The following is a 21444-nucleotide window of genomic DNA, read 5'->3' on the forward strand; positions in this document are numbered from 1 at the left end:
AACTTATGCTCTTAAAAGTATTGCTAGCAGGTTGACCGAGAGCTTAGTAGGTCTAATCCCATCACTCAGAATTAGATTCTTCTCGTCAGTGTCTTTAACCAGTTCAGTAACAAATTCTAAAGTCTCTAGCTGAGCCTTTGCCCCGTCAGTGTAGTCGCGCAACAATTTCTGGACTGACTTGATGTTCTTCCAGGTGTTTAACTTTCTGAGCGTGTCTTTCACCGTTTTGCGATCGAGTCCATCGGGAAGGCTATCTAACGTACTAATTCTCTGCTGAATTTTATTGAGCCGCTCTGATGTGACGGTGACATTCTCAATCGTCTCCATCTGGCTTAGTTCCTTTGCTCGCAGGTTCTTTAATGCAACTAATTGGGTATAGGCTGTTTGAGCCATTGAACGAAGATAGCGAGCAGAAAAGACATCGCCCGCCTCCGGTGTTTTGAAGGCAGTTGAGATGGCGATACCATAGGCATCCCGCTCAACCGTCTGATCATTCCAGAAAACTAGCTCTTGACGGTCTGGAATGGGTTCGCCGTTGGGGCCAAAATACTGAATTGACAGAGCAGCTAACCCGATCGGCTCGTCTTTTTCGCCTGTTCGCCTGCCTAGAGCAATCGGATTTGCCTGATAGTCATCTCCTAAAGCCTTGAGCCGTTGGCTAATATCCTCAGAGAAGAGAATTTCTTGCTGGGTGTAGAGGTCTCGCGAGGTTTCCTGCTGACGGTACTGTTTTTCCTGAAAATTCTCCTGGGTTTGCCGCCTAGTCACAACCAGGTCACGAATAAAGTCTACATACCCTGGCAAAATTGTGTCGTCAAAGAGAGTGTCACCATAGATTGAAGCACCCAAATCATTAATGTTTGGAACATCTTGCAGGGTTCCATCTTGATTAACGACATCTGCTCCAATTAGCTTTTTGTTGAGGTTGGAAAGACGGCTGGCCTGACGCAGCAACTGACTTTCACTGTTGGCATAATAGATATAAATATTTTCAGCCTTGTGCTGCTTGGGTCGGTCAATTCGTCCAATACGCTGCTCTAGCGTCATTGGGTTCCAGGGCAAATCGATATTGATTAAATAGTCGGCATCTTGGAGATTTTGACCCACAGATAAGGTTTCTGAACCAATCAGCACTTTAACTTCGTCCTCTGCGCTGGGGCGATCTCCTGGATTACGACAGCTTGCAATCGGGGCAAACAACCGAAAAAGCTCTAAACGCTTAATACCTGTACGTTGCCGCCCTGCTTTCACGGCATTATGAGGAGCAAATTGAATAGCATGACTGTCAGAATCAGGGAAGTAGCGTTTAGCTCCACCGATCGCCATGCCAATACCCTGACCCACAATGGTTGAGTCTTGAGCCATGTAGCGGTAATAGTCGAGAACCGTATCTGAAAAGGTGGAAATGAGCAGCACCTTACGCCCCTGGCTCACCAGTTCTCGCACCTTAGCTGTTACCTGTTCCCGTTTGTGGTCTCTGATGAATTCATCTGCCAACAGATCTTGAATGTCTTGCAATTGCATCAAGTCGTTGTCACAGGCTGACCATAGCAATGCATAGATGCGGCGGGCTTCGTTTGGATCAGACTGCAAACGCTCAATGGCAAGATCAATGGTGCGACGAAGCTGCTGCCGTTTTTCTTGCTGCTCGGCGACCGTATCTTCATCATCGTCGTCTTCCTCTTCATAGTCCTCATCGTAGGCTTCTCGATCGTCCAGAAAATCGAAGTCTAATTGTTCCGGCTGCCCTGACTCAAACCCGTAGTGGAGCAAGAGAAACTGCTTTAATCCGCCGGCATCCGCTGTCACTTCGCCCAATCGTGACTGCATCTGCTCAATCCGGCCCCGAAAGTTAACGATCGTGCGTTTCAGGGCATACATACTGGATTCTGCCCGTTGCAGGAAGAATCGGCGCTGGTTTTGCAGCAGGGCGCGTTGTTCCACACTGCCTGTCAGATAACGAATGGGGTCAGCAAAGGGGATGTAGAGTTGGGTTTCAAACTGGGTGAAGATCTGCTCTAGCGCCTGCTCAGTACTATTTTCAAACTGCACAGGGAGCCATTCTGCCTGCCGTTTGGCATAAACGTTGAGGTCGGGCATGGCATCGCGGAGCATCTGGCGGGTGCGTTGCAAAAACAGTTCCCGGTAGGTACGACGAAATAAGGCTGAATCGTCAGTGAATTGCTCCACTCCCGTTTCTCGGTTTTGGAACCACTGAGCAAGTTCCGGTGGAAAACCAGAATCAGTGAAGCCTTCTGGTCGAGTCAGAAATGGCTGAAGGATGTTGTAGATGTCCTCACGACGGTTGTTCCAGGGCGTTGCCGTCAGCAAGAGGAAGTTACGCTGTCGTCCAGAGGCGCGATCGCGGTCTCGAATTTGCAAACAGAGCTTGTGAACCCGGTTCTTATAGTTGCGGATACCTTCGTGGGCCTCGTCAATAATCACCAGGTCGGGGCCGCCATAGCGGTTGAAGTCATCAATAAAGCCTGTTCCCTTTCGGCTCATCAGGTTTTTGTTGTATAGCTCGTAGTCACTATCCCGAAAACCGAGTTCACCCATCTCGCGCTTCCAGTTGTCGTGCAGTTTTTTGGCAGCGATGATCGCAACTTTGGCTTGCCCGCCCTGTTCAATTTCAAAGCGTTGGCGGGAAAGCCGAGCAACAGCAGCCGCAAGGCGAGTTTTACCCAAACCCACAGCATCGGCACAGACTGCCACTCCAAAATCTTGCATGACCCGTAGGCAGTGTTGCGCTCCTGATTTCTGGTGTTCAAACAGCGTTCCTTGGTTTACGAGTTCATCCAGTAGATCGCTTTGCTCAACCCGAAATTGCCGAGGGCGTTGTTGGGCCAGCCAGTAGAGGAAGTCATTGGGGGTTCCATTTTTTCCAGCCAGAATGAGTTCTACTGCTTGCTGGAAGCCTTCAATTTCATCAAAATTGGGTAGTTCTTCAACTTGGGGAACTTTGGGAGGATTCTGCGGCTGAACGTTATATTCGCTTCCCGCGCTGTCCTTGACCCGAAAATTAGGAATCCGTTGGGGTGGGTGATCGGGCGATACGGTGACATTCGCTGCGATTTCCTCTGGGGTCTGTGCGGTGATGTTGACTTCAACCAGTGGGTTATCGGGGATGGTAATCGTATCAACTTGATCCAGGTTGTCGCCTGTAATTTTGACTTCGGTTGTCTCGCCGGGAGGAAGTTCGTCAGGAGTAATTTGCTCGATTCGAGGTTGCCGTTGCTGGCTCCGGCGATCGCACTCTTGCAACACCTGCTGGAGAAATTCTTGAGTTAGGTTGCAGGCAAGGTCTTGCCGATGCCACTCGCTATCAAATTCCTGGATGCTTTGCTCAATCGTTTCTTGATCTTCTTGCGAACCCCATGACCAGAGGAAGGTAACACTTTCAGCGTTGCGTGAGTGGGCAGCAAGGGTGAAGTTGTCGGAGCCTTCGTGCAGGATGTGGTTATTGAGGCGATCGCTATAAATGCCTGTCTTTTTGTGGTAGAGCGATCTGTCCTGGCTCATCTTGATTAGCTTGATTTCCAAGAAACCAAGCCGCACCAGCTCCGCCATGATTTGAGTGCCATTGAACGCACTCTCTTCAAGTCCTTCAAGAAATTCCCGCAATGTGCGCTGGATGAATTGGGCGCGGTAGTCAGAATTGTGCAGCCTTTCCAGTTCTGCCACGTCAGCGCGTTTAGTGAACCCTTGCCAATCCATGAGCAGCCGGATTTGCCCTTCGGTCTGGACAATGGTTTGCAGGGGTTCTTCGTAGAGTTTGAGAACGCCACTATCAAAATAAGCAGTGGAGCGGCGATAAATACTGCTCCGTTCCAGCATTTGAGCCGTTACCTTGTTGTAGGTATCAAGTTGGATAGGTAGGTTGTAGCGGCGCTTGATACCTTTGATTTCTCGGAAACTGCCACTGAGCAGCGCGGGTTCTTTGGTGGTTCGCTCTAGAACAAAGAACTGCTCAATAATTTTGAGATTGCCTGTGCGGAGCAGTGCAGGAGAAGGGAGATCGCCAGGGGTGCGGGGATTGTAGGTGTAAACTTTGGCGGCACTGGGATCAATCCGAATTACCTTATGGGAAACTGCTTTATCTTTAAAACCTAGTAAGGAAACGATGTTTTTTAGGAAGTTTCCCCCGCTCGCCAAATGTTGTTCAGCGTCTCGATGCCGAAAAACCAGCCAGTATTGACCACCAACTCCTTTAACCGAATTGCCTTGAAGTAGGTAATAGGGGCGTTGTTGGCGGATCTGATCTTGGATGACGGCTTCAAGCATAGAGGTTAGGGTTCAAGAATTCTGACAAGAATTCGCAGCAGGTCTTCCAAATCGGCAGGAACACGGTAGAGATTCAGGTCTTGGGTCACTCCACGAGTTTGGCGATCAAATTGCCCAAACTGCCAAATATTTCCGGTTGAAATTGCCCCTTGCAGGACGGTCTGCTCTGACTCGATCCATTGATCCAGTGCAATCAGTTCGATCGCCAGTTGCACGAAGCCTCGTTCCAAGTCTTCGTTTTTGGCTTCGATCACCAAAAAGGCTTGACCATTTTGCAGCAGATAATCGAGAGAGCCTTTGAGTTGATTGCTGACGGCAACGGGATACTCAACATTGAGGGTGGCTTGGGTGTAGTGCAACACGTCTGTTAGCACTGGGGCGATCAAAAATTCGCGGCGTGCCATTTCGCTGGTGAGGCTGAGGCGGGGCAGGCTTTCTTCAATGCGAGTTTTGAGATCGGTGAGGCGATCGAGGCTACCGGAATAGCGAGGCAGGTTTAAGGAGCGGCGTTGGAGGGAAACGTTGAAGTACGTCAGAATGTCTTGCGGGGCAAAGTTGAGTTTGAAGTAGTCGGCAAAGGTGTAGGACTGATCGGGCTGAATAATGGCGGCTCTGGGCATTGTATGAATCCTCTCTGTTGGGGTTACTCAAGGGGAAAAGCAGGGATGGCTTCGTCAATTTTCTGCATCAACTGGATAGTTTCTTGCAGGGCTACGATGATGCGCTGGTAATGGGTAATGTCTTCTGGGCTGAGAGTGCGACCTTTGCGGTCTTTGAGCCATTTTTGACAGACTTGGTAGCCACCTACATAAAAACTCCAGACTTCTTCAGGTACGGCCGTAAAGCCATCACCTTTTTTGTTAATCACAACTTTTCCCTTTACATACTTGGGATGTCCGGCATCAACAACAGGGTTGAGATTACCCTCAAATTCAGTGACAAATGCATCAAGTTTGGGCGACTGCATCAGGTGCAGGGATACCAACTCTTCACCGTAGGCCGCGAGTTTCTGGAAAAGATTAAGGTTGCGGGTGAGGGGGACACGGGGGAAATCGATTTTCAGAAATTCGGCGTAGCGGTGGCGATAGGTGGGAGAGTGAAAAACGGCGTATATGTAGTAAAAGATGGCTTCGGGGGCGGGGGTGGTATCGAGTTTAGCTGTGAGGTCTTTGAGAAATTCAGGGGAAAAGTTGACGCGACGGTCTTGAGTGATTTCAGTGCGATCGGGATAGAGATAGAGGGGAGCGCAATTAGCATTATCAGCAGAAGATAAGATTGTTTTATCTATTAATTGGTTGGCCACCCAGAAATTAGAAAAAATATTTTCTCGGCTTCTGCGAATAAAGCATAAAGCCGGATTATTAAAATACAACAGGTGTCTCATTACTTCTGATCGTGGCATGCAGATTAAACCACGGGAGTTGCCAGTATAAAAAGTAAAACGCTTATCAAAAGGTCGATATGATATCTCCTTGAAGTTTGACTGTTCTAAACCTGTTTTTTGAATGTCTTTCTGAGCAAGGTTCACGTGCCAATCACGTGAATCTTTACCTAGATGAAACTGATCTCGTGCTTCTTCTATCGGTAGAGAAATAAATTCAGCCAATATTTTCTCTAACTCCTTCTCACTCCATTGAATAGCTAAGTGATCTCTTGCCGTGTACAAACCCACTGAATTTACAGGCATGACATCCGTAATCTTCCAGCCCTGCTCATACTCACCCAGCAAGTCCGTATTTTGAGGAACCAATAAATAAAACGGTGCTTGGGGTTTCAGTTCTTGCCAATTCGTTGACAGCACATCATGGTTTTGCAACCAGTCATACTTACTGTCACGAGTGCCGTAGAGATGGGCGTGGTAGATTTGCGTCATGGTTCAAGACAAGGTTTGAATTGCTGGATAACCAATGATTTTCAGATCTACTGTGACCAAGGGACAGTTATAGACCTGCGCGGTTGCCACAATCATTTGGTCAGCAGGATCGCGATGAAACCCAGTTAACTGAGTTGAAGTAACCACAATTTCAGGAGTTAGTTCTAATAATATTATGCCGGGATAAGCCAGGGCTTGATTCAGCCAGTCCAACACCCCACAGGGTAGCTTGAGTCGTTGATATTCAACCAGTTTTGCCACTTCCCAACAGGAAATTACACTAATACCCAAACCGGTAGATTCATGGGATTGAATAATTTGATTGGCTGATTGGCTAAGTTTTGGATCTCCATGTACCCACCATATCCAAATATGCGTGTCTAAAATAATCATGACAAAATATCCCAATCGTCAGTGGCAACAGGATCAGTGGGATTAATATATTCCACTGGCAAGCCTCGTAGGGGATAGGAAGAATCAATCTTGCGAGAAAAGCGCGTTTTCCTATGGTTAATAAACATTAGGAAATCCAAGAACTCTTGGAGTAAATCATCTGGAGTTTCTTGGATTTTTTGAATCAACTGTGCTCGTAGATAATTCATCGTGGTTATTCTTCTGCTTCCTGTGTCTTTAAGAATAAACAAACTGAAACGCCCTGTTGAATATCAAATACATTTTGATCTTTAGATCCATCTGGTGACACCTCTTTTTTCTTTGTATTACCGTGTAAATCCATCACATAAATTTGCTCAAAGCTTTTCTCTAGGCTGCGGCGCATTCCCCGAAAGGTGGGATTGTCTAAATAGCCATGATTAGTAATAAATGACAGAATCCCCTGCTTTGTTTGGTCGATCCGCCACTGTCCAAACCGGATAAATTTCACGTAATCATCAAGTAACATTTTAGGATTTTGCTCTTTCATTTCATCTTTAGGATAATACGCATCACGAACTAGCGTTGTCACCCATTCACTTTTATTGGCAGAGTTGACTGAATAGGGGGGATTACCTACCACCACCATCACAGGTTTATATCGCTTAATTTCTGCTGCCTGATCCGATTCTTCCGCAATAAATTCTTCAAACAAAGATTCTGATTTTTGTAACGCTTCATCCAAGGTATTTGTCAAATAAACTCCCAGCCGCTTACCGCTGTTGAACTCATAGCCTGCTTCCTCCAAAAATAATCCTAATTTGAGATGGGCGATCGCATAGGGAGCCATCAGCAACTCAAACCCAAAAACTCGGGGCAACAACCGATCTTTCACATAGCCTGACCACGATCGATCCTCTAGCCCCTCAGTCAAAGCATCAGGATTCTCCTGAAACCGTTGGTGGATGAGTTGGAAAATCCACAGCAAAAAGGTTCCAGTCCCACAAGCTGGATCAAGAATCATCACCTCTGGATCCGCCAAACCCAACGGCTTGTTGAACTTTTCCTTCAGCAAAATATCGACAGAGCGCACCATGTAAGACACCACTGGCTCTGGCGTATAGTAAACCCCTCGCCTCTCCCGCATCTTGGGCTTATACGCAGCCAAAAAGTCTTCATAGAACCGAATCACGATGTCCTCGCGGTTCATCTTGGCTCGGAAATCCTCCAAGATGGCATCCATCTTCGCCGCCCGCAGAATACTAACCACCTCGGAAATTGCATCAATCAACTCATCGGCAATCACAGGTGATTCATCTGATTTTTCTGACCGTAGGGCAGTAGCCGCTTCCCTGTCATATTCACCCACCGCCTTTGACACATCCCGAAACAACCGACGCAAAAACGGGTTCGTCTCTGGCAGCAGTTCCCAAGCATCTTCTCGGTTAAAGTCAGTTTCCTTGCGGGCTGGATCTACCTCGTCTCGTCTCCGCCGCTCGTCAATCGTGTAGCTGAACACCCTGGCGGTAAATAGCCCATAGGCGATCGTCTGGGCATAAATATCCGCAAAGCTGTAGTCCTTCTCGTTTTCAGGCTCTAGCTTCAGGGTTGGCAGCAACTCCTTCTGAAAACTCCGCAGCAACCCTTTTAAATAACCATCGTTTGGCTCCGCTCTGTAGACATCAGGAATCACCCGCTCGATCCGGCGGGACACCTCAGCCAACTTCTGAGCCAGTTCCTTTGCAGTGGTGATCGGCTTGTAAAACACCCACTCCACAAGCGGGATGACAGACAAAGCCGTATCCTTCACCCGGTTCGTTCGAGCCAGCGTGTCTTGTCTGAGTCGATTCAACCGTGCCTGTAAATCCTGATCTGACCAAGAAAAAGTCTGAATCTGCCGTTGCCGTAGCTTTCCATCCGTGGGGAGAATCATTGCCACTCGCCCGCCCTCACCCCCAGCCCTTCTCTCAAGCTGGGAAAGGGGAGATTCCGGCAACAGCAGGTACATCACAGGCTGATTCGGAATAATGCGCCCGGTATAGTGCCCGTAGATCTCGCGCTGCTGCTCCTCTGCCGTTAAGAACTTCTTGATCCCAGCATCTGTCTGTTCGCTCAGTTCAGCATAGAAGCCAACGGCGATCGGGCAGGTCTCTTCTGCTTCGCCTTCATCCGCACCAGGACGCAAAAACCAGAATCGGGAGCCGCCTGGGTCACGCTGCTTCAGTGGGTAGCCAAGAATTTGCCGCAATGCCTCAACTCGGCTTGCTTGAGTTCCAGCAATAACGGCTTGTAAATCCACAGAGGACATAAAGGACTGGCCCAGGTAACGAGCTCCCTATCAGGATAGATTATGATCTGGCTTTTAGACCAAATCAACAATGGATAGAGATGGAACCATGGGCACTATCCTTACCTCATGAATCCTGAAGACCCAGGCTAAATGTCCAGATCGGTGAGGTTCAGCTTGGCCCCGTAGGTTTCGATAAATTCCCGGCGGGGAGCCACCCGATCGCCCATCAAGATTGTGAAAATGCGATCGGCCTCGGCCGCATCATCAATTTCCACCCGTTTCATGGTGCGGGTTTCCGGGTTCATGGTGGTGTCCCAAAGCTGATCGGGCATCATTTCACCCAAACCTTTGAACCGCTGAATGTTGTAGTTGGCATTGGCCGGGAAGCCCGCCAAAATCTGCTGCAATTCCCGATCGCTGTAGCAATATTGATGATTCCGGCCGCGCTCTACTTTGTATAGGGGCGGGCAGGCAATATAGATGTGACCTTGCTCCACCAATTCCCGTTGATAGCGATAGAAAAAGGTGAGCAGCAGGGTGCGAATGTGGGCCCCGTCCACGTCCGCATCGGTCATTAACACCACCCGGTGATAGCGCAGTTGAGAAACATCAAATTCCTCGCCTTTGATGCCTAGTCCCAGGGCAGAAATTAGCGACTGAATTTCGGTGTTTTTATAGATCTTGGCATCGTCGGTTTTTTCGATGTTTAGGATCTTCCCACGCAGGGGCAAAATGGCTTGGAATCGACGGTTTCTTCCTTGCTTGGCGGAACCGCCTGCCGAGTCTCCTTCCACAATAAAAATTTCTGATTCGGACGGATCCTTCGAGCTGCAATCGGCTAATTTACCCGGCAAGGGCGACGATTCCAACACCGATTTGCGGCGCACCAATTCCCGGGCCCGGCGGGCCGCTTCGGCCGCATTAAAAGCCTGAATCGCCTTTTCCAAAATGGAGTCCGCCACGCCGGGCCGGAACTCCAAATATTCCGTGAAGACTTCCCCCACCAGGGAATCCACAATGCCGCGTACCTCGGGGTTGCCGAGTTTGGTTTTGGTTTGTCCTTCAAATTCTGGATCGGGCACTTTCACGGAAATAATCGCCGTCAAGCCTTCCCGAATATGTTCGCCGCCCAGGTTGGCATCGCCATCTTTGAGTTTGTTGCGCTTGCGGGCGATCGCGTTCATGGTGCGGGTCAAAACGGCCTTCAACCCTTCCAGGTGGGTTCCGCCATCCACGGTACGAATGTTGTTGGCAAACCCGAATAGGTTGTCCGTGTAGGCATCGATCGACCATTGCATGGCCACTTCCACATGCACCCCGTCGCGCTCCCCTTGCACGTAGAGAATTTCCTCGTGGAGGGGCAGGCGATCGCGGTTGATATAGGCTACATATTCCCGAATGCCGCCTTCATAGCAGTAGGTTTCAACCTTGGGTTGCTCGGTGCGCAACAGCTCCAGCCGGTGATCGCTGAAGGTGATTTTCACGCCCGCATTCAGATAGGCCAGCTCCCGCAGCCGACTGGCGAGGGTGGCGTAGTCAAATTCTGTGCCGGTGATGAAAATTTCGCGATCGGGCAAAAAGGTGACCCGCGTGCCCGTTTGGGAATCGTCGCTGGGTTCGCTGGTCAGGGGCCCTTGGGGGATGCCTCGGCTGTAGCGTTGAACGTGCCGTTGGCTCAGGCGCTTGACTTCAACAATCACTTCTTCCGAGAGGGCATTCACCACGGACACGCCCACGCCATGGAGACCGCCGGATACTTTGTAGCCACCGCCGCCGAATTTGCCGCCCGCGTGCAGCACGGTCATCACGGTTTCGAGGGCGGATTTGCCGGTTTGGGGGTGAATGTCCACGGGGATGCCGCGGCCGTCGTCGGTGACGGTGACGGAGCCGTTGGCATTCAGATCCACTTCAATGTGGGTGCAATAACCAGCAAGGGCTTCATCGATCGAGTTGTCCACCACCTCGTAAACTAGATGATGGAGACCGCGCGGCCCAGTGGAGCCGATGTACATTCCCGGTCGCTTGCGGACAGGTTCAAGCCCTTCAAGAACCTGAATTTGATCTGCCCCATAGTTGCTGGTCATGCTCACTCCGCTCCAGATTGGACATCTTAGGCAGGTTAAATTTGCCTAAAGCCCTATAACTTCAAAACATTCCAAGATTTTAGCACAAACGGGTTCTAGGAGTTGCCAGGGTACGCTTGTTATGAATTTGGGCTTGGGATTGATTGACCTTGAAAAATGCCTGGAAAGGTCACTAACAGCCCTAGAAATTTGCCTTCCTAAGGTTGCAGCGGGGAGCCATTTCCCCCTTAGGCTCCTGGGGGAATGGCCGATCGCAGGGCGGCCATGAGTTGAGCTAAATGTTCGGGCTGGTGGGTGGCCATCAGGGTCAGGCGCAGGCGGCTGGTGGGCACGGTGGGCGGTCGAATGGCTCCGACCCACAGGCCGGCTTCCGTGAGCGATCGCCCCAATTGGCTGACGGTGGCTGGGTTGGGCACTTGCAAACAGAGAATAGGCGATTCGCTGGGCAGTAGGCGATAGGCGCGATCGCCCTGGGTGAGTTCGGTGGGCTGGGTGGCTAACCAATCCTGAAGGGCTTGACGGAGCGATCGGGTGTTGTGCCAAAGGGCGGCCCGTCGATCGGGTTCTTGGTTCACAACCCGAATGGCAGCCAGGGCGGCGGCCGTGTCAGCGGGTGACAGGCCCGTGGTGTAAATCCAACTGGCGGCGCGGTTGCGCAAAAAATCGACGAGGGTGGCCGAGCCGGCCACATAGCCCCCCAAGCTGCCCAGGGCCTTGCTGAGGGTTCCCATCTGAATCAGCGATCGCCCGCTGCACCCCAGGGCCTCCACGCAGCCGGCCCCCGTGGCCCCGAAAACCCCCGTCCCGTGGGCCTCATCCACCAACACCATGGCGGAAAAGGCCTCCGCCAAGTCCAGAATTTCCGGCAGGGGAGCCAAGTCCCCATCCATACTAAACACCGTGTCCGTGAGGATCAGGCAGCGGCGATAGTGGGAGCGGTGGCTTTGGAGCCGATCGCCCAAATCCTGCAAGTCGCCATGCCGATAGTCCACCACCGTGGCTCCACTGAGTTTGGCTCCGGCTAGCAGGCTGGAATGGTTATAGGCATCGTTCAAAATCAAATCTCGCGGGCCCACCAAGGCGGCGATCGTGCCCAGATTGGCTAAATACCCGGAACTGAAGACGATCGCGTCTTCGGTCTGTTTTAGTTGGGCGATCGCCTGTTCTAACTCTCGGTGCAACGCTCGCTGGCCAGTAATCAGCCGTGAGCCAGTGCTGCCGGTTCCATTGGTTTGAATCGCCTCGATCGCGGCGGCCATTAACCGGTCATCGCCCGCCAACCCCAAGTAGTCATTACTGGCGAAGTTAATCAGGGTGCGGCCGTCGCGCTCCACCACGGCCCCCGGCCGACCGCTCAGGATCTGGGGCGATCGATGCCAATGGGCCCGGTGAATCGTCTGGAGGGACTGGGCCATCCAGTCGTAGGGGGATTCGGTTGAGGAAGGACTGGGAGCGGTCTTAGGAATGGGCATCGGTGGCGCGATCGACGGCATGGCCAGCCCCAGAACGGGCCGGATGGGTAGGGGTCTGCCCATTATGATCGATCGAATTCAAATCCTTGGGATCATCCTCTGAATCAGAATTCCCGCGTGGACTGTCCCCAGTTTGCTGATCACCGGTATGACCATCGCCCTCATCCGAGCGATCGGGGTCAGCATGACCCGGATTCGAGGTACTCAAATTATTCAAATCACTCAAATTGTTCAGAGCATACAGACTACTGATTCTTGGGTCACCAGTGCTTTCACCAGCTCGTTGGGCAAAATCGGGATCCGGCGCTGGCGGTCGCTCGCCCACCAGCCAATAGGTGAGCATTTCCCCGCGTCCTCGCACTTGCCAGGGGCCACGCGGCTCTAGAACAAATTGATCGCCCAACAGGGCCGCCGTGGAAGCCGTCACCTGAATTTTGGCCGCTTCCCCCTGGGACTCCATCCGGCTAGCAATATTCACCGTGTCGCCCCAGAGATCATAGATAAACTTGCGAATGCCAATGACCCCCGCCACCAAGGGGCCCGTATTCAGCCCAATTCGCAACTGAAAGGTTTGCCCATTTTTGCGTTGAAACTGCCCGATCGCCTGCTGCATTTCTAACGCCATCCGCGCCGTGTTGATGGCATGGTTAGGATGCGCCGAAGGCACGCCCCCCACGGCCATGTAGGCATCCCCGATCGTCTTGATTTTTTCAACCCCATAGCGTTCAGCAATGCGATCGAACTCCGAAAAAATGTCATTCAAACAGGACACCAACTCTGCCGCTTGAATTTGGGAAGCCCATTCCGTAAACCCCACAATGTCCGCAAACAGCACCGTTGCCGACTCGAAGCGATCGGCCATGGCCGTCTGTTGCATTTTCAGGCGCTGGGCAATTTTCTGGGGCAAAATATTCAGCAATAATTGCTCCGATTGTTGCCGTTGTTGTCGCAATTCCAGCTCTGTTTTGCGACGTTCGGTAATCTCTTGCACCATGCCTTCAAAGTAAAGAAACTTGCCCCCAGCGTCATAAACACTGCGAACGGTTTCAGAAATCCAAATTCGCCGGCCATCTTTCCGGTAAACTTCCGACTCAAAATTGGATACTTCTCCGTATTGAGCCATGTAGGCCAAAAACTCTTCGCGCCGGTGCGATCGCACGTAAAGCTGCTGACCCACATTGGTGATTAATTCCATCATTTCCTGAGGAGATTCATAGCCACAAATGCGGGCCAAGGTCGGATTCACACTCATAAATCGCCCTTCCCAAGTGGCTTGAAAGATCCCTTCTAGGGCATTTTCAAAAATACTGCGATAGTTTTCCTCCGCCTGTTGCAGGGCATCGGCCGCCAACTTGCGATCAGTGATGTCATCCAAAACCCCTAAAACCCCAATCACTTGCCCCGCTTCGTCGTGAATCGGTACGCGGTAGCAATCTAGCCAGATGGGCTGCCCCCCTTCAGCGTGACGATATTTGCGTAATAGTTGATGGGAAATGGGTTGATTAGTTTCAATCACGCGGCGATCTTGGGCCCGAAATTGTTCGGCAATGGCTGGATCTTCAATTAAGTCCTGATCGGTTTTGCCAATCACACTTTCGGGATCCCCTAAACCGGATGCTTCTGCCCAACTTCGATTGCAGCCCAAGAAAACCAAGTCAGCGTTTTTCCAAAAAATTTGCTGAGGAATGTTGTCTAAAATAATGCGTAAATATTGCTTTTGTTCTTGCAGAATGGCGGCGGTTTTTTCATGTTCCGCCACTTCCGCGATTAGCCGCTGGTTTTGTTCGGCAACCAGCTTGGCAGCTCGCTGAATTTTCAGGTGTGTATTGACTCGAACCAAAACTTCTTCAAGGGCAAAGGGCTTGATTAAATAGTCAACGCCACCCACCTTGAAGGCTTGAATTTTATCTAAGCTGCCATTGGAGCCGCCATCAGAGCTGCCAGTAAAAATAATCGGAATATCGGCAGTTTTTGGGTTGGCTTTCAGCTCCTCGCAAAGGGCAAAGCCACTGCGATCGGGCAGATACACATCCAACAGGATGAGGTCAAAGGTATGGTGCTTCAGTTGCTGCCAAGCCTGATGGGCATTATCCGCCAGCAGGATGTGATAGCCCTCATGCGCTAGAAGTCGATGCAAAAGAGTGCGATCGTCCGTTCGATCGTCCACGATCAACAGACTGGAGCGGGCCACCGACCAATCAGGACGCAGAACGGGTCTCTCTGCACCGTCGGGCAAACTCTCGGCAGACGGGTCGATCGAGAAAGTCACAAGGCTCTCCTCAAAAGCTGAGGCGCAAACGAAGCCGCATCACGGCAAACTACCAATATCTTATCGCTGACCCAGCTTCTGGCGAGGAAGCATTCTTGGATCATTTTCCGCATAATCACGGTTATGGTTTGGCTGATTATGCTTGCCCCTAGTCGCTATTCTTGCGAAGAATAGATATTTTCGGGTCTAATATGACCAAATTGCAACGCAAAGAGCGCTCCACAGCATCTTCAGACCCCAAAGTCAGCCAGGTAGCAATTAATACGGTGCTTTGAAAATACTCGATCGACTGTGAGCGAAGCGTGAACATTGGCCCTGGTCTGGGTAGCAGTTTTGGGCGGGTTCGGGGTGGCTTGCCGGTCCTTGCTGGCTGATTTTCGGGGGCTGACAAATTTCAGGGGTTGGTTTATGGCAGGAGTTTGTTTTAGGTTGCCCATTTGTTTTAGGTTGTTGGTCTTGGTTGGTTTGATTTGGTTGACTGATTCTGTTTGTCTTTAACGCGGCGGTGAATGGGCATGACTCAAAATTCCCCAATTCCAGTAGTGGTGGTTGGTGCGGCTGGCAAGATGGGCCGTGAGGTGGTGAAGGCGGTGGCGGCTGCGCCCGATATGACCCTCATTGGGGCGGTCGATCGCGCGCCGGAGCTAGTGGGCCAGGATGTGGGCGAAGTGGTCGGTTGCGGCCCCTTGGAAGTGCCGATTTTGGATCAGCTAGAGGCGACTTTGGCCATGGCGGCCCAAGAGCGACAGTTAGGCGTGATGGTGGATTTCACGCACCCCAGTTCGGTCTATGAAAATGCGCGATCGGCGATCGCCTATGGCATTCGACCCGCGATCGGCACAACGGGGCTGAGTGAGCAACAGGTGCGCGAGTTGGCGGAATTTGCCGACAAGGCCAGCACCGGTTGCGCTATCATTCCCAACTTCTCGATCGGGATGGTGTTGCTTCAGCAGGCTGCGGTTCAAGCCTCCCAATATTTCGATCATGTGGAAATCATTGAGCTGCACCACAACCAAAAGGCCGACGCACCCAGCGGCACGGCCCTGCAAACGGTGCAACTAATGTCTGGATTGGGCAAAACCTTCAATCCGGCACAAGTGGAGGAAAAGGAATTGATTCCCGGTGCGCGGGGCAGCTTGGCCGGCGACAATATCAATGTTCACAGCATTCGCTTGCCGGGTCTCATTGCTCACCAGGAGGTGATCTTTGGTGCGCCGGGCCAAATCTACACGCTGCGCCACGACACGAGCGATCGGGCCTGTTATATGCCCGGTGTGTTGCTGACAATTCGGAAGCTGATTGACCTGAAGTGCTTGGTTTATGGTCTTGAAAAACTGCTGTAGCAGCGCGACAACCTGATGTCGATCGGTCAAGGCCAATGGCCGTTGCCGTTACCCGATCACTAGGCAGCAAGGGGCTTCAGCCCCTTGTGAGGGCGACTGGTGTTGCCCTCCGATGGCTTAACCTTGTCCACTCGCCTCAGTGACTTCCTCAGAAACTTCCTCAGAACCGCCTCCGAACAACCTATGCTGGTTCCGCTGACCCGTGACGCTTTCGATCGACTGATTCCCTCGATCGCCACCTATCCGCAATACCAATTCTATTGGGGGCGGCCGGCGGACTTCATTCGCCGCCTGGCCATTTCCGTGGTGGGCATGGTGGTGACCTGGTTGGGCAGCCTAGCCACGGGCGATGCGACGGGGCCCATTTGGTTTGTGCTGGGCTTTGCGGCAGCGCTCTATTGGTTTTGGGCCCCCATCTATTGGGCCAGCCTCCGCAATGGCAAGGTGCGCAAATTCGGCTATTGCGGTTTTTGGGAAGGTGAAATTCTGGATGTTTATGTGACCGAAGAACTGGTGGGTCAAGAGGAAACGGTGAACCGCCAGGGCGAGTTGGTGATTGTGGAAAACCGGGAGCGTTGCCTCAACTTGGAAGTGGGCGATGAGACGGGATTTGAAACCCGTTTGCAAGCTCCGCTGCGTCGTGAACACAAGGGTATTAAGCCGGGAATGCGAGCCCAAACCCTGATTTTGTCCGATCGCCCCGATTTGGGACGAGTGGCCCAAGTGGCTGATTTTTATATCCCCGATCGCCAAGTTTGGATCAGTGACTATCCCCTGTTGCAACGGGAAGCCTTTGAGGAGGTGAGCCGGGAGCTGAGCGACCCACCGCCAAATCGTCGATCGCGTCGGCCCAGCCGTCCGGCCCCAAGCCAGGAGACCGGCTTAGCCCGCCGCCCGGATCCGCGCGATCGGGCCCTGGCCCGTTATGATCGGCGTGATGCCTCCGAGGGGCGCGGGCGGTTTGATGATCTTGAAGATGACTTTGAGAACAGCGATTTCGAGAACTTTGAGGACGATCGCCGCGATCGCCCCCGTCGCCGCCGCTAGAACCTGAAAACGGCCCCAACAACACAAAAAAGCCCCAACCGTCGATCAAAGTCGATCAAAACAGACCCTACTGCCCAGAATGCTCGCTAAATCCCAGGAACTGCTGACAGTTGGGTCAATTTGTCGGCTAGGGAATTGACGGAATGGGTTGAGCTTGGTATTCCTGATGTCAACATGAGCGTGCTTGACTGACCCTAACGATCCCCGATCGCCCCTTGTCACCCGAAACCGCTCGATCGCCTAACCTCGCTGAATTCCGTCTTTTGGATCCCTATCGCGCGTTAGCTCGTCGATCAGCCTGTGGAACCCCTATCCTTTTCCGATCCGTTTAATGGTGCATCGTCGCCCGGGGTGACCCTATTTGGGCCGCCACATCTTGCGCCCGGGGCAATTGGGGGAGCGGATTGGTTGCCCCCAGTGCCCCCAGAGGAGATGGTTAGCGAAGTAACCGTCATGCCCGAGCATTCTGCGGACTGGTTGTTGCAGCAGTGGTTGGATCTGGGGCTTCAGCAGCTCGAAGCCAGCAATTATCCTGGGGCGATCGAAGCCTTTGAACGGGCCCTCGATATCCAATCTGACTTAACCGTTGCTCGCCACGGCCGGGCGATCGCCCTTGTGGGGGCCCAGGCCTATGCCGAAGCTCTCCCGGAACTGGAGGCACTCCTGCAACGAATTCCGCACCAAATGGATCTTTGGGGGAACTATGGCCATGCCCTCGCTGCCATGGAGCGCCACGAGGAAGCCCTCGCCGCCTATCGCCACATCCTGGCCATTGATCCCAACGTTGTCAATGCCTGGCTCGATTGTGGACGGTTGCTGCAAACCCTAGACCGCTGGGGCGAGGCTGCCGCCGCCTATGAACGGGCTTTGGAGTTGCAACCCACCGCCAGCACGGCCTGGTTCGCCCGGGGAATGCTTCAGAAAAAGCTCGGTCAACGGGCCCAAGCCCTGGAGTCCTTTGAACGCACCCTGTCGATCGATCCCCATTGCAAGGAAGCCTGGAACTATCGTGGCAACTTGCTCGAAGATTTGGGCCGCACCCAGGAAGCCCGCGAGGCCTATCAACGGGCGATCGACCTGGATCCTCAATATGCCGAAGCTTGGAATAACCTAGGCATTGCCCTCGATAGCCAACAGGCCCACCAGGAAGCCCTGGAAGCCTTTCACCAGTCTTTGGCCAGCGATCCGAATAATCCCGATGTGTGGAATAACTGTGGCCTCACCTTGGACAGTCTGGGGCAATTAGGCGAGGCGGTGACCGCGTTCGATCGCGCCTTGGCACTCACCCAAAACAGTCACTGGAAATCTTGGGCAAATCGGGGCTGTGTCCTTTGGCGGCTCCACGGCTATGCGGCCGCCCTCAAAAACTGGAATCAGGGCATCGACTCCCTCGATCGTCAAGCCCCAGACTATGCCCTCGGTTGCGGCATTTTGCACTATCACAAGGGTCGGGCCCATGTGGATGAAGGCCAGCGCCACTCCGATGCCTTCCCCTACTTGCAAGAGGCGCGGCTCTGTTTTGAGCAAGCCCTCAATTTCCTCACGCCCGATCGCCATCCAGATTGGTATTTAGAAGCGGCCCAAGGGGCGATCGACACGTATCGGGCCCTGGGTAATGCAGACCAAGCTCAAGCCCTGATGTATAGCGCCACGGAACTGCTGCGCCGCCGAATGCGCGAAACGGACTGCACCAGCCAAAAAATGGCCCTCGCGAACAAGCTGGCTAGCTTCTACCAAAACGGGCGATCGTAGCGATTGGTCGTTGGAATGATGAATCCCTTAGTCAATAATTATTATTTGTAGTTACAGCCTTTACCTAGAACGATTGGTACGTCATATTACAGATGCCATAAAGCAATTATGAGGTGGGCACTGCCCACCCTACTAGCTGTTGCTGTTACCAGATCGTTAGACAGCAAGGGGCTTAATCCCCTTATTACTGTGACTGAGGTTTTCAACAAAAAAACTGCGATCGCCCGATCGCAGTTCGTCAAAAAGGTGAGGATAAAAGAACGAAAAAATCATTCAAAAATTGGGCAACGATGATTCCATGAATGATTGGGAATTTGGACAAAATCACGGGTCGTGAGTCGATCGAGCCACTGGATATTTAGCAACCGCCATTGATCCGGCTTCAGCCGATTTCAGCAGTTTCCACAACACCAATCACCTCAATCGCTTCTCTCCCGTAATTTGGGTCATCATCCGGTTTGTGCTCAAGTTTTGTGCTCAAGTTTAACGATCGAACCATTCGCCCTAATTGATCGTTCAAACCCTGATTTTGGGTCAGGAGCACCAGGAACCTAGAAACTGAACTCGGTGCGCACCACGCCCAAGATGGCCGTGTTGTTGTCGTTGCCCGTGTCCGCATTGAACACCGCAATCACCCCCGGAGTGATCGAAATGAAGTCGTTCACGGCCCAGCGGTAGAGCGCTTCCACGTGGATCGGCGTTTCATCGTCCTCTTCCACGCCATCCGCACTGATCACCGTCGGCGGCTGACCCACCAACAAGGATCCCAGGTTGCCTTCTTTGCCCAAGTCGGGGAAGACCAAACCCACAGCCCAGTTCAGCACGTCGATGCTGTCGTCGCTTTGGGCATCTTCCGCCTTGGTGTAACCAACCCAACCGTTCAAGCCCACCTTGGGCGAGAACAGATAGTTAGCTTGCAGGCCAACACTGTTGCTGATCGCGGAATGGTCGCCAAAGGGGTTGATTGTGCGGCGCGTGCCGGTGCGACCCAACAGGCCCAAGTCTTCGTCGGCGTATTGGTAATCGTCGTTGGAGTAGTAGCTGTGGGCAAAGAACAGGCCGGCGCTGAAGCGGCTGTCACTGCTCTTGTAGTTCAAGCTGGCGCTGGCGCTGTAGCTACCGCCAAAAAGACCGCTGCCATCGCTGGGGCTGGCGGCGTTGCCGGCCATGTAGGCGGCCCCGATCGACCATTGATCGCTGGGACTCCAAACAAAGCCCACCCCAGCATCGGCCGGTTGACGCAACACGGGCGGCCGATCGCCAAATCGCGACAGGGCCCCGGAACCATCGCCATAGAGGAAGGGGTTGTGGGTGTCGTGGATGTCATCCAAATCCAACCCGGTAGTTCCCACCAGGGCTTCCACTTTTTCCCCGATCGGGAAGCGATAGCCCAAATAGGTCAGGCTGATTTGGTTGCTGTTGCCGTCGCCGTAGCTCAGGGAACCCAAGCCCGTCACATCGTTCAGCGGATTCTGAACATTGTTGGTTTCCAAACGGGTGGTCAGGGTGTCTTGGCCCGTGAAGCTGGTGTTGAACACCAGTCGCACCCGATTGCTGAAGGTGACGTTTTCGGCGTTGCTGTCGTCGTCATCGCCCGTGAGGGTTCCCCCTTGCAAACCAAGGATGGCGTTCCCGGTCAACTTGGTGGTGGTGGAGAATTGGGTTTTCTCCAGGTAAGAGATCCGACCTTCCAGGGTGTCTACGCGACCCCGCAGGGCGGCCAGCTCGGTCTTGAACATGTCCTGCAATTTCTTCAGGACTTCTAGATCGGCCTTGGTGGCGTAGTCGGCCACGTTGGTCACGAGCAATTCTTGGATTCGATCGAGGCAAGCATTCAAACCGGCCGCGAACTCGTAGCGGGTCATGGCCCGGTTGCCCTTGTAGGTTCCGTCGGGATAACCGGCAATGCAACCGTAGCGCTCAACCAGCGATTGCAGGGCTTGGAAGGCCCAATCGGTGGGTTGCACGTCCGACAGTTGCGAGACGGAGGTGACCTGATCGGCGCTGCTGGCGCGGCGGTTGCGTCCCTCTTGGCCGTATTGGTTGAGGTCGTTGATCAGCTCGCTGGTGTCGGCCACGGCCCCGATCGAGTCGGGATTGGCCAAGTCAGGGCTAGTGGAATTAACGGATTGGGCTAAGGCCGGTGCAGCGGGAGCCGCCGCCAACAGGGCCAGGGCAGCGATCGGGGTTAAGCGCGATCGCCAATGGAACCGAGACATATGCAAACCTCACACGAAAAATCTGAGTCCATTGCAAACTGAATTCATCCCCAGCCTTTAACCATCAAAAGCTGGCAGCAATTTCTCAAAATCACTGCCCTTCCAGGGTCACCAGCCCACAGCCAAATCCCTTCGCATCCATCAAAAAGATAATGATTCTCAATCTGATTTATGAAAAGATAATTAAGCGGCGATGAATCAGTTTTGATCGTCATTCTAGCGAATTCTAGATCGATCTAAGGCAGAACAAAGACAAAATATTATTGATTTTAGATCTCAATAGGGTGATGTAAATTCTACGTGAAATTACTGGGATCAAACGTTCAAAATTACAAAACAACCCCCGCAACAGCCAGTCCCCAGCCGACAGGTGCAGTAGGTTCAAGGGCATGAATTTTGATTGGATATGGAGCCGATCGAGCCGTTTCAAGCGATCGAC

At 52.5% G+C, this 21444-nt stretch carries 12 protein-coding genes; 3 read left to right on the top strand and 9 right to left on the bottom strand.

The features are described 5' to 3' along the window. Positions 1-3 precede the first annotated feature (3 nt). The 8 genes from AMR42_RS11350 to AMR42_RS11390 all read right to left on the bottom strand — a co-directional run bounded on the left by AMR42_RS11350 (position 4) and on the right by AMR42_RS11390 (position 14644). On the bottom strand, positions 4-4284 hold the full coding sequence (locus tag AMR42_RS11350) for a helicase-related protein (RefSeq protein WP_099533573.1): 4281 nt from the start codon (positions 4282-4284) through the stop codon (positions 4-6). A gap of 5 nt (positions 4285-4289) precedes the next feature. After that, the gene (locus AMR42_RS11355) at positions 4290-4904 is read right to left on the bottom strand and encodes a hypothetical protein (RefSeq protein WP_099533574.1); all 615 of its coding nucleotides are present in this window, start codon (positions 4902-4904) and stop codon (positions 4290-4292) included. A gap of 23 nt (positions 4905-4927) precedes the next feature. Next, positions 4928-6157, bottom strand: a complete 1230-nt coding sequence (locus AMR42_RS11360) for a type ISP restriction/modification enzyme (protein WP_099533575.1) — start codon at positions 6155-6157, stop codon at positions 4928-4930. A 3-nt stretch (positions 6158-6160) separates the two neighbouring features. Continuing rightward, the gene (locus tag AMR42_RS11365; RefSeq protein ID WP_099533576.1) at positions 6161-6550 is read right to left on the bottom strand and encodes a type II toxin-antitoxin system VapC family toxin; all 390 of its coding nucleotides are present in this window, start codon (positions 6548-6550) and stop codon (positions 6161-6163) included. A gap of 214 nt (positions 6551-6764) precedes the next feature. Further along, entirely contained in the window at positions 6765-8837 is a 2073-nt protein-coding gene (locus AMR42_RS11375; protein WP_099533578.1) for an N-6 DNA methylase, read from the bottom strand. A gap of 128 nt (positions 8838-8965) precedes the next feature. Then, a complete protein-coding gene (gyrB, locus tag AMR42_RS11380; protein ID WP_099533579.1) occupies positions 8966-10903 on the bottom strand; it encodes a DNA topoisomerase (ATP-hydrolyzing) subunit B in 1938 nt (645 codons plus the stop codon). Positions 10904-11130: 227 nt separating this feature from the next. Further along, entirely contained in the window at positions 11131-12375 is a 1245-nt protein-coding gene (bioF, locus tag AMR42_RS11385) for an 8-amino-7-oxononanoate synthase (RefSeq protein ID WP_099533580.1), read from the bottom strand. Next, positions 12362-14644, bottom strand: a complete 2283-nt coding sequence (locus AMR42_RS11390) for an adenylate/guanylate cyclase domain-containing protein (protein ID WP_099533581.1) — start codon at positions 14642-14644, stop codon at positions 12362-12364. Before AMR42_RS11390 ends, bioF begins: the two co-directional genes overlap by 14 nt. Positions 14645-15159: 515 nt before the next feature. Here AMR42_RS11390 and dapB point away from each other — a divergent pair. From dapB to AMR42_RS11410, 3 genes are all read left to right on the top strand, one after another. After that, a complete protein-coding gene (dapB, locus tag AMR42_RS11400) occupies positions 15160-15987 on the top strand; it encodes a 4-hydroxy-tetrahydrodipicolinate reductase (protein WP_099533583.1) in 828 nt (275 codons plus the stop codon). A 99-nt stretch (positions 15988-16086) separates the two neighbouring features. Further along, on the top strand, positions 16087-17034 hold the full coding sequence (locus AMR42_RS11405) for a phosphate ABC transporter permease (RefSeq protein WP_199858161.1): 948 nt from the start codon (positions 16087-16089) through the stop codon (positions 17032-17034). A 300-nt stretch (positions 17035-17334) separates the two neighbouring features. Next, a complete protein-coding gene (locus AMR42_RS11410) occupies positions 17335-18786 on the top strand; it encodes a tetratricopeptide repeat protein (protein ID WP_099533584.1) in 1452 nt (483 codons plus the stop codon). A 551-nt stretch (positions 18787-19337) separates the two neighbouring features. On the opposite strand, the gene AMR42_RS11415 is transcribed toward AMR42_RS11410, so the two are convergent. Next, positions 19338-21005, bottom strand: a complete 1668-nt coding sequence (locus AMR42_RS11415) for an iron uptake porin (protein WP_099533585.1) — start codon at positions 21003-21005, stop codon at positions 19338-19340. Positions 21006-21444 lie beyond the last annotated feature (439 nt).

This window comes from Limnothrix sp. PR1529 (genome assembly GCF_002742025.1).
Lineage (GTDB): Bacteria > Cyanobacteriota > Cyanobacteriia > CACIAM-69d > CACIAM-69d > CACIAM-69d.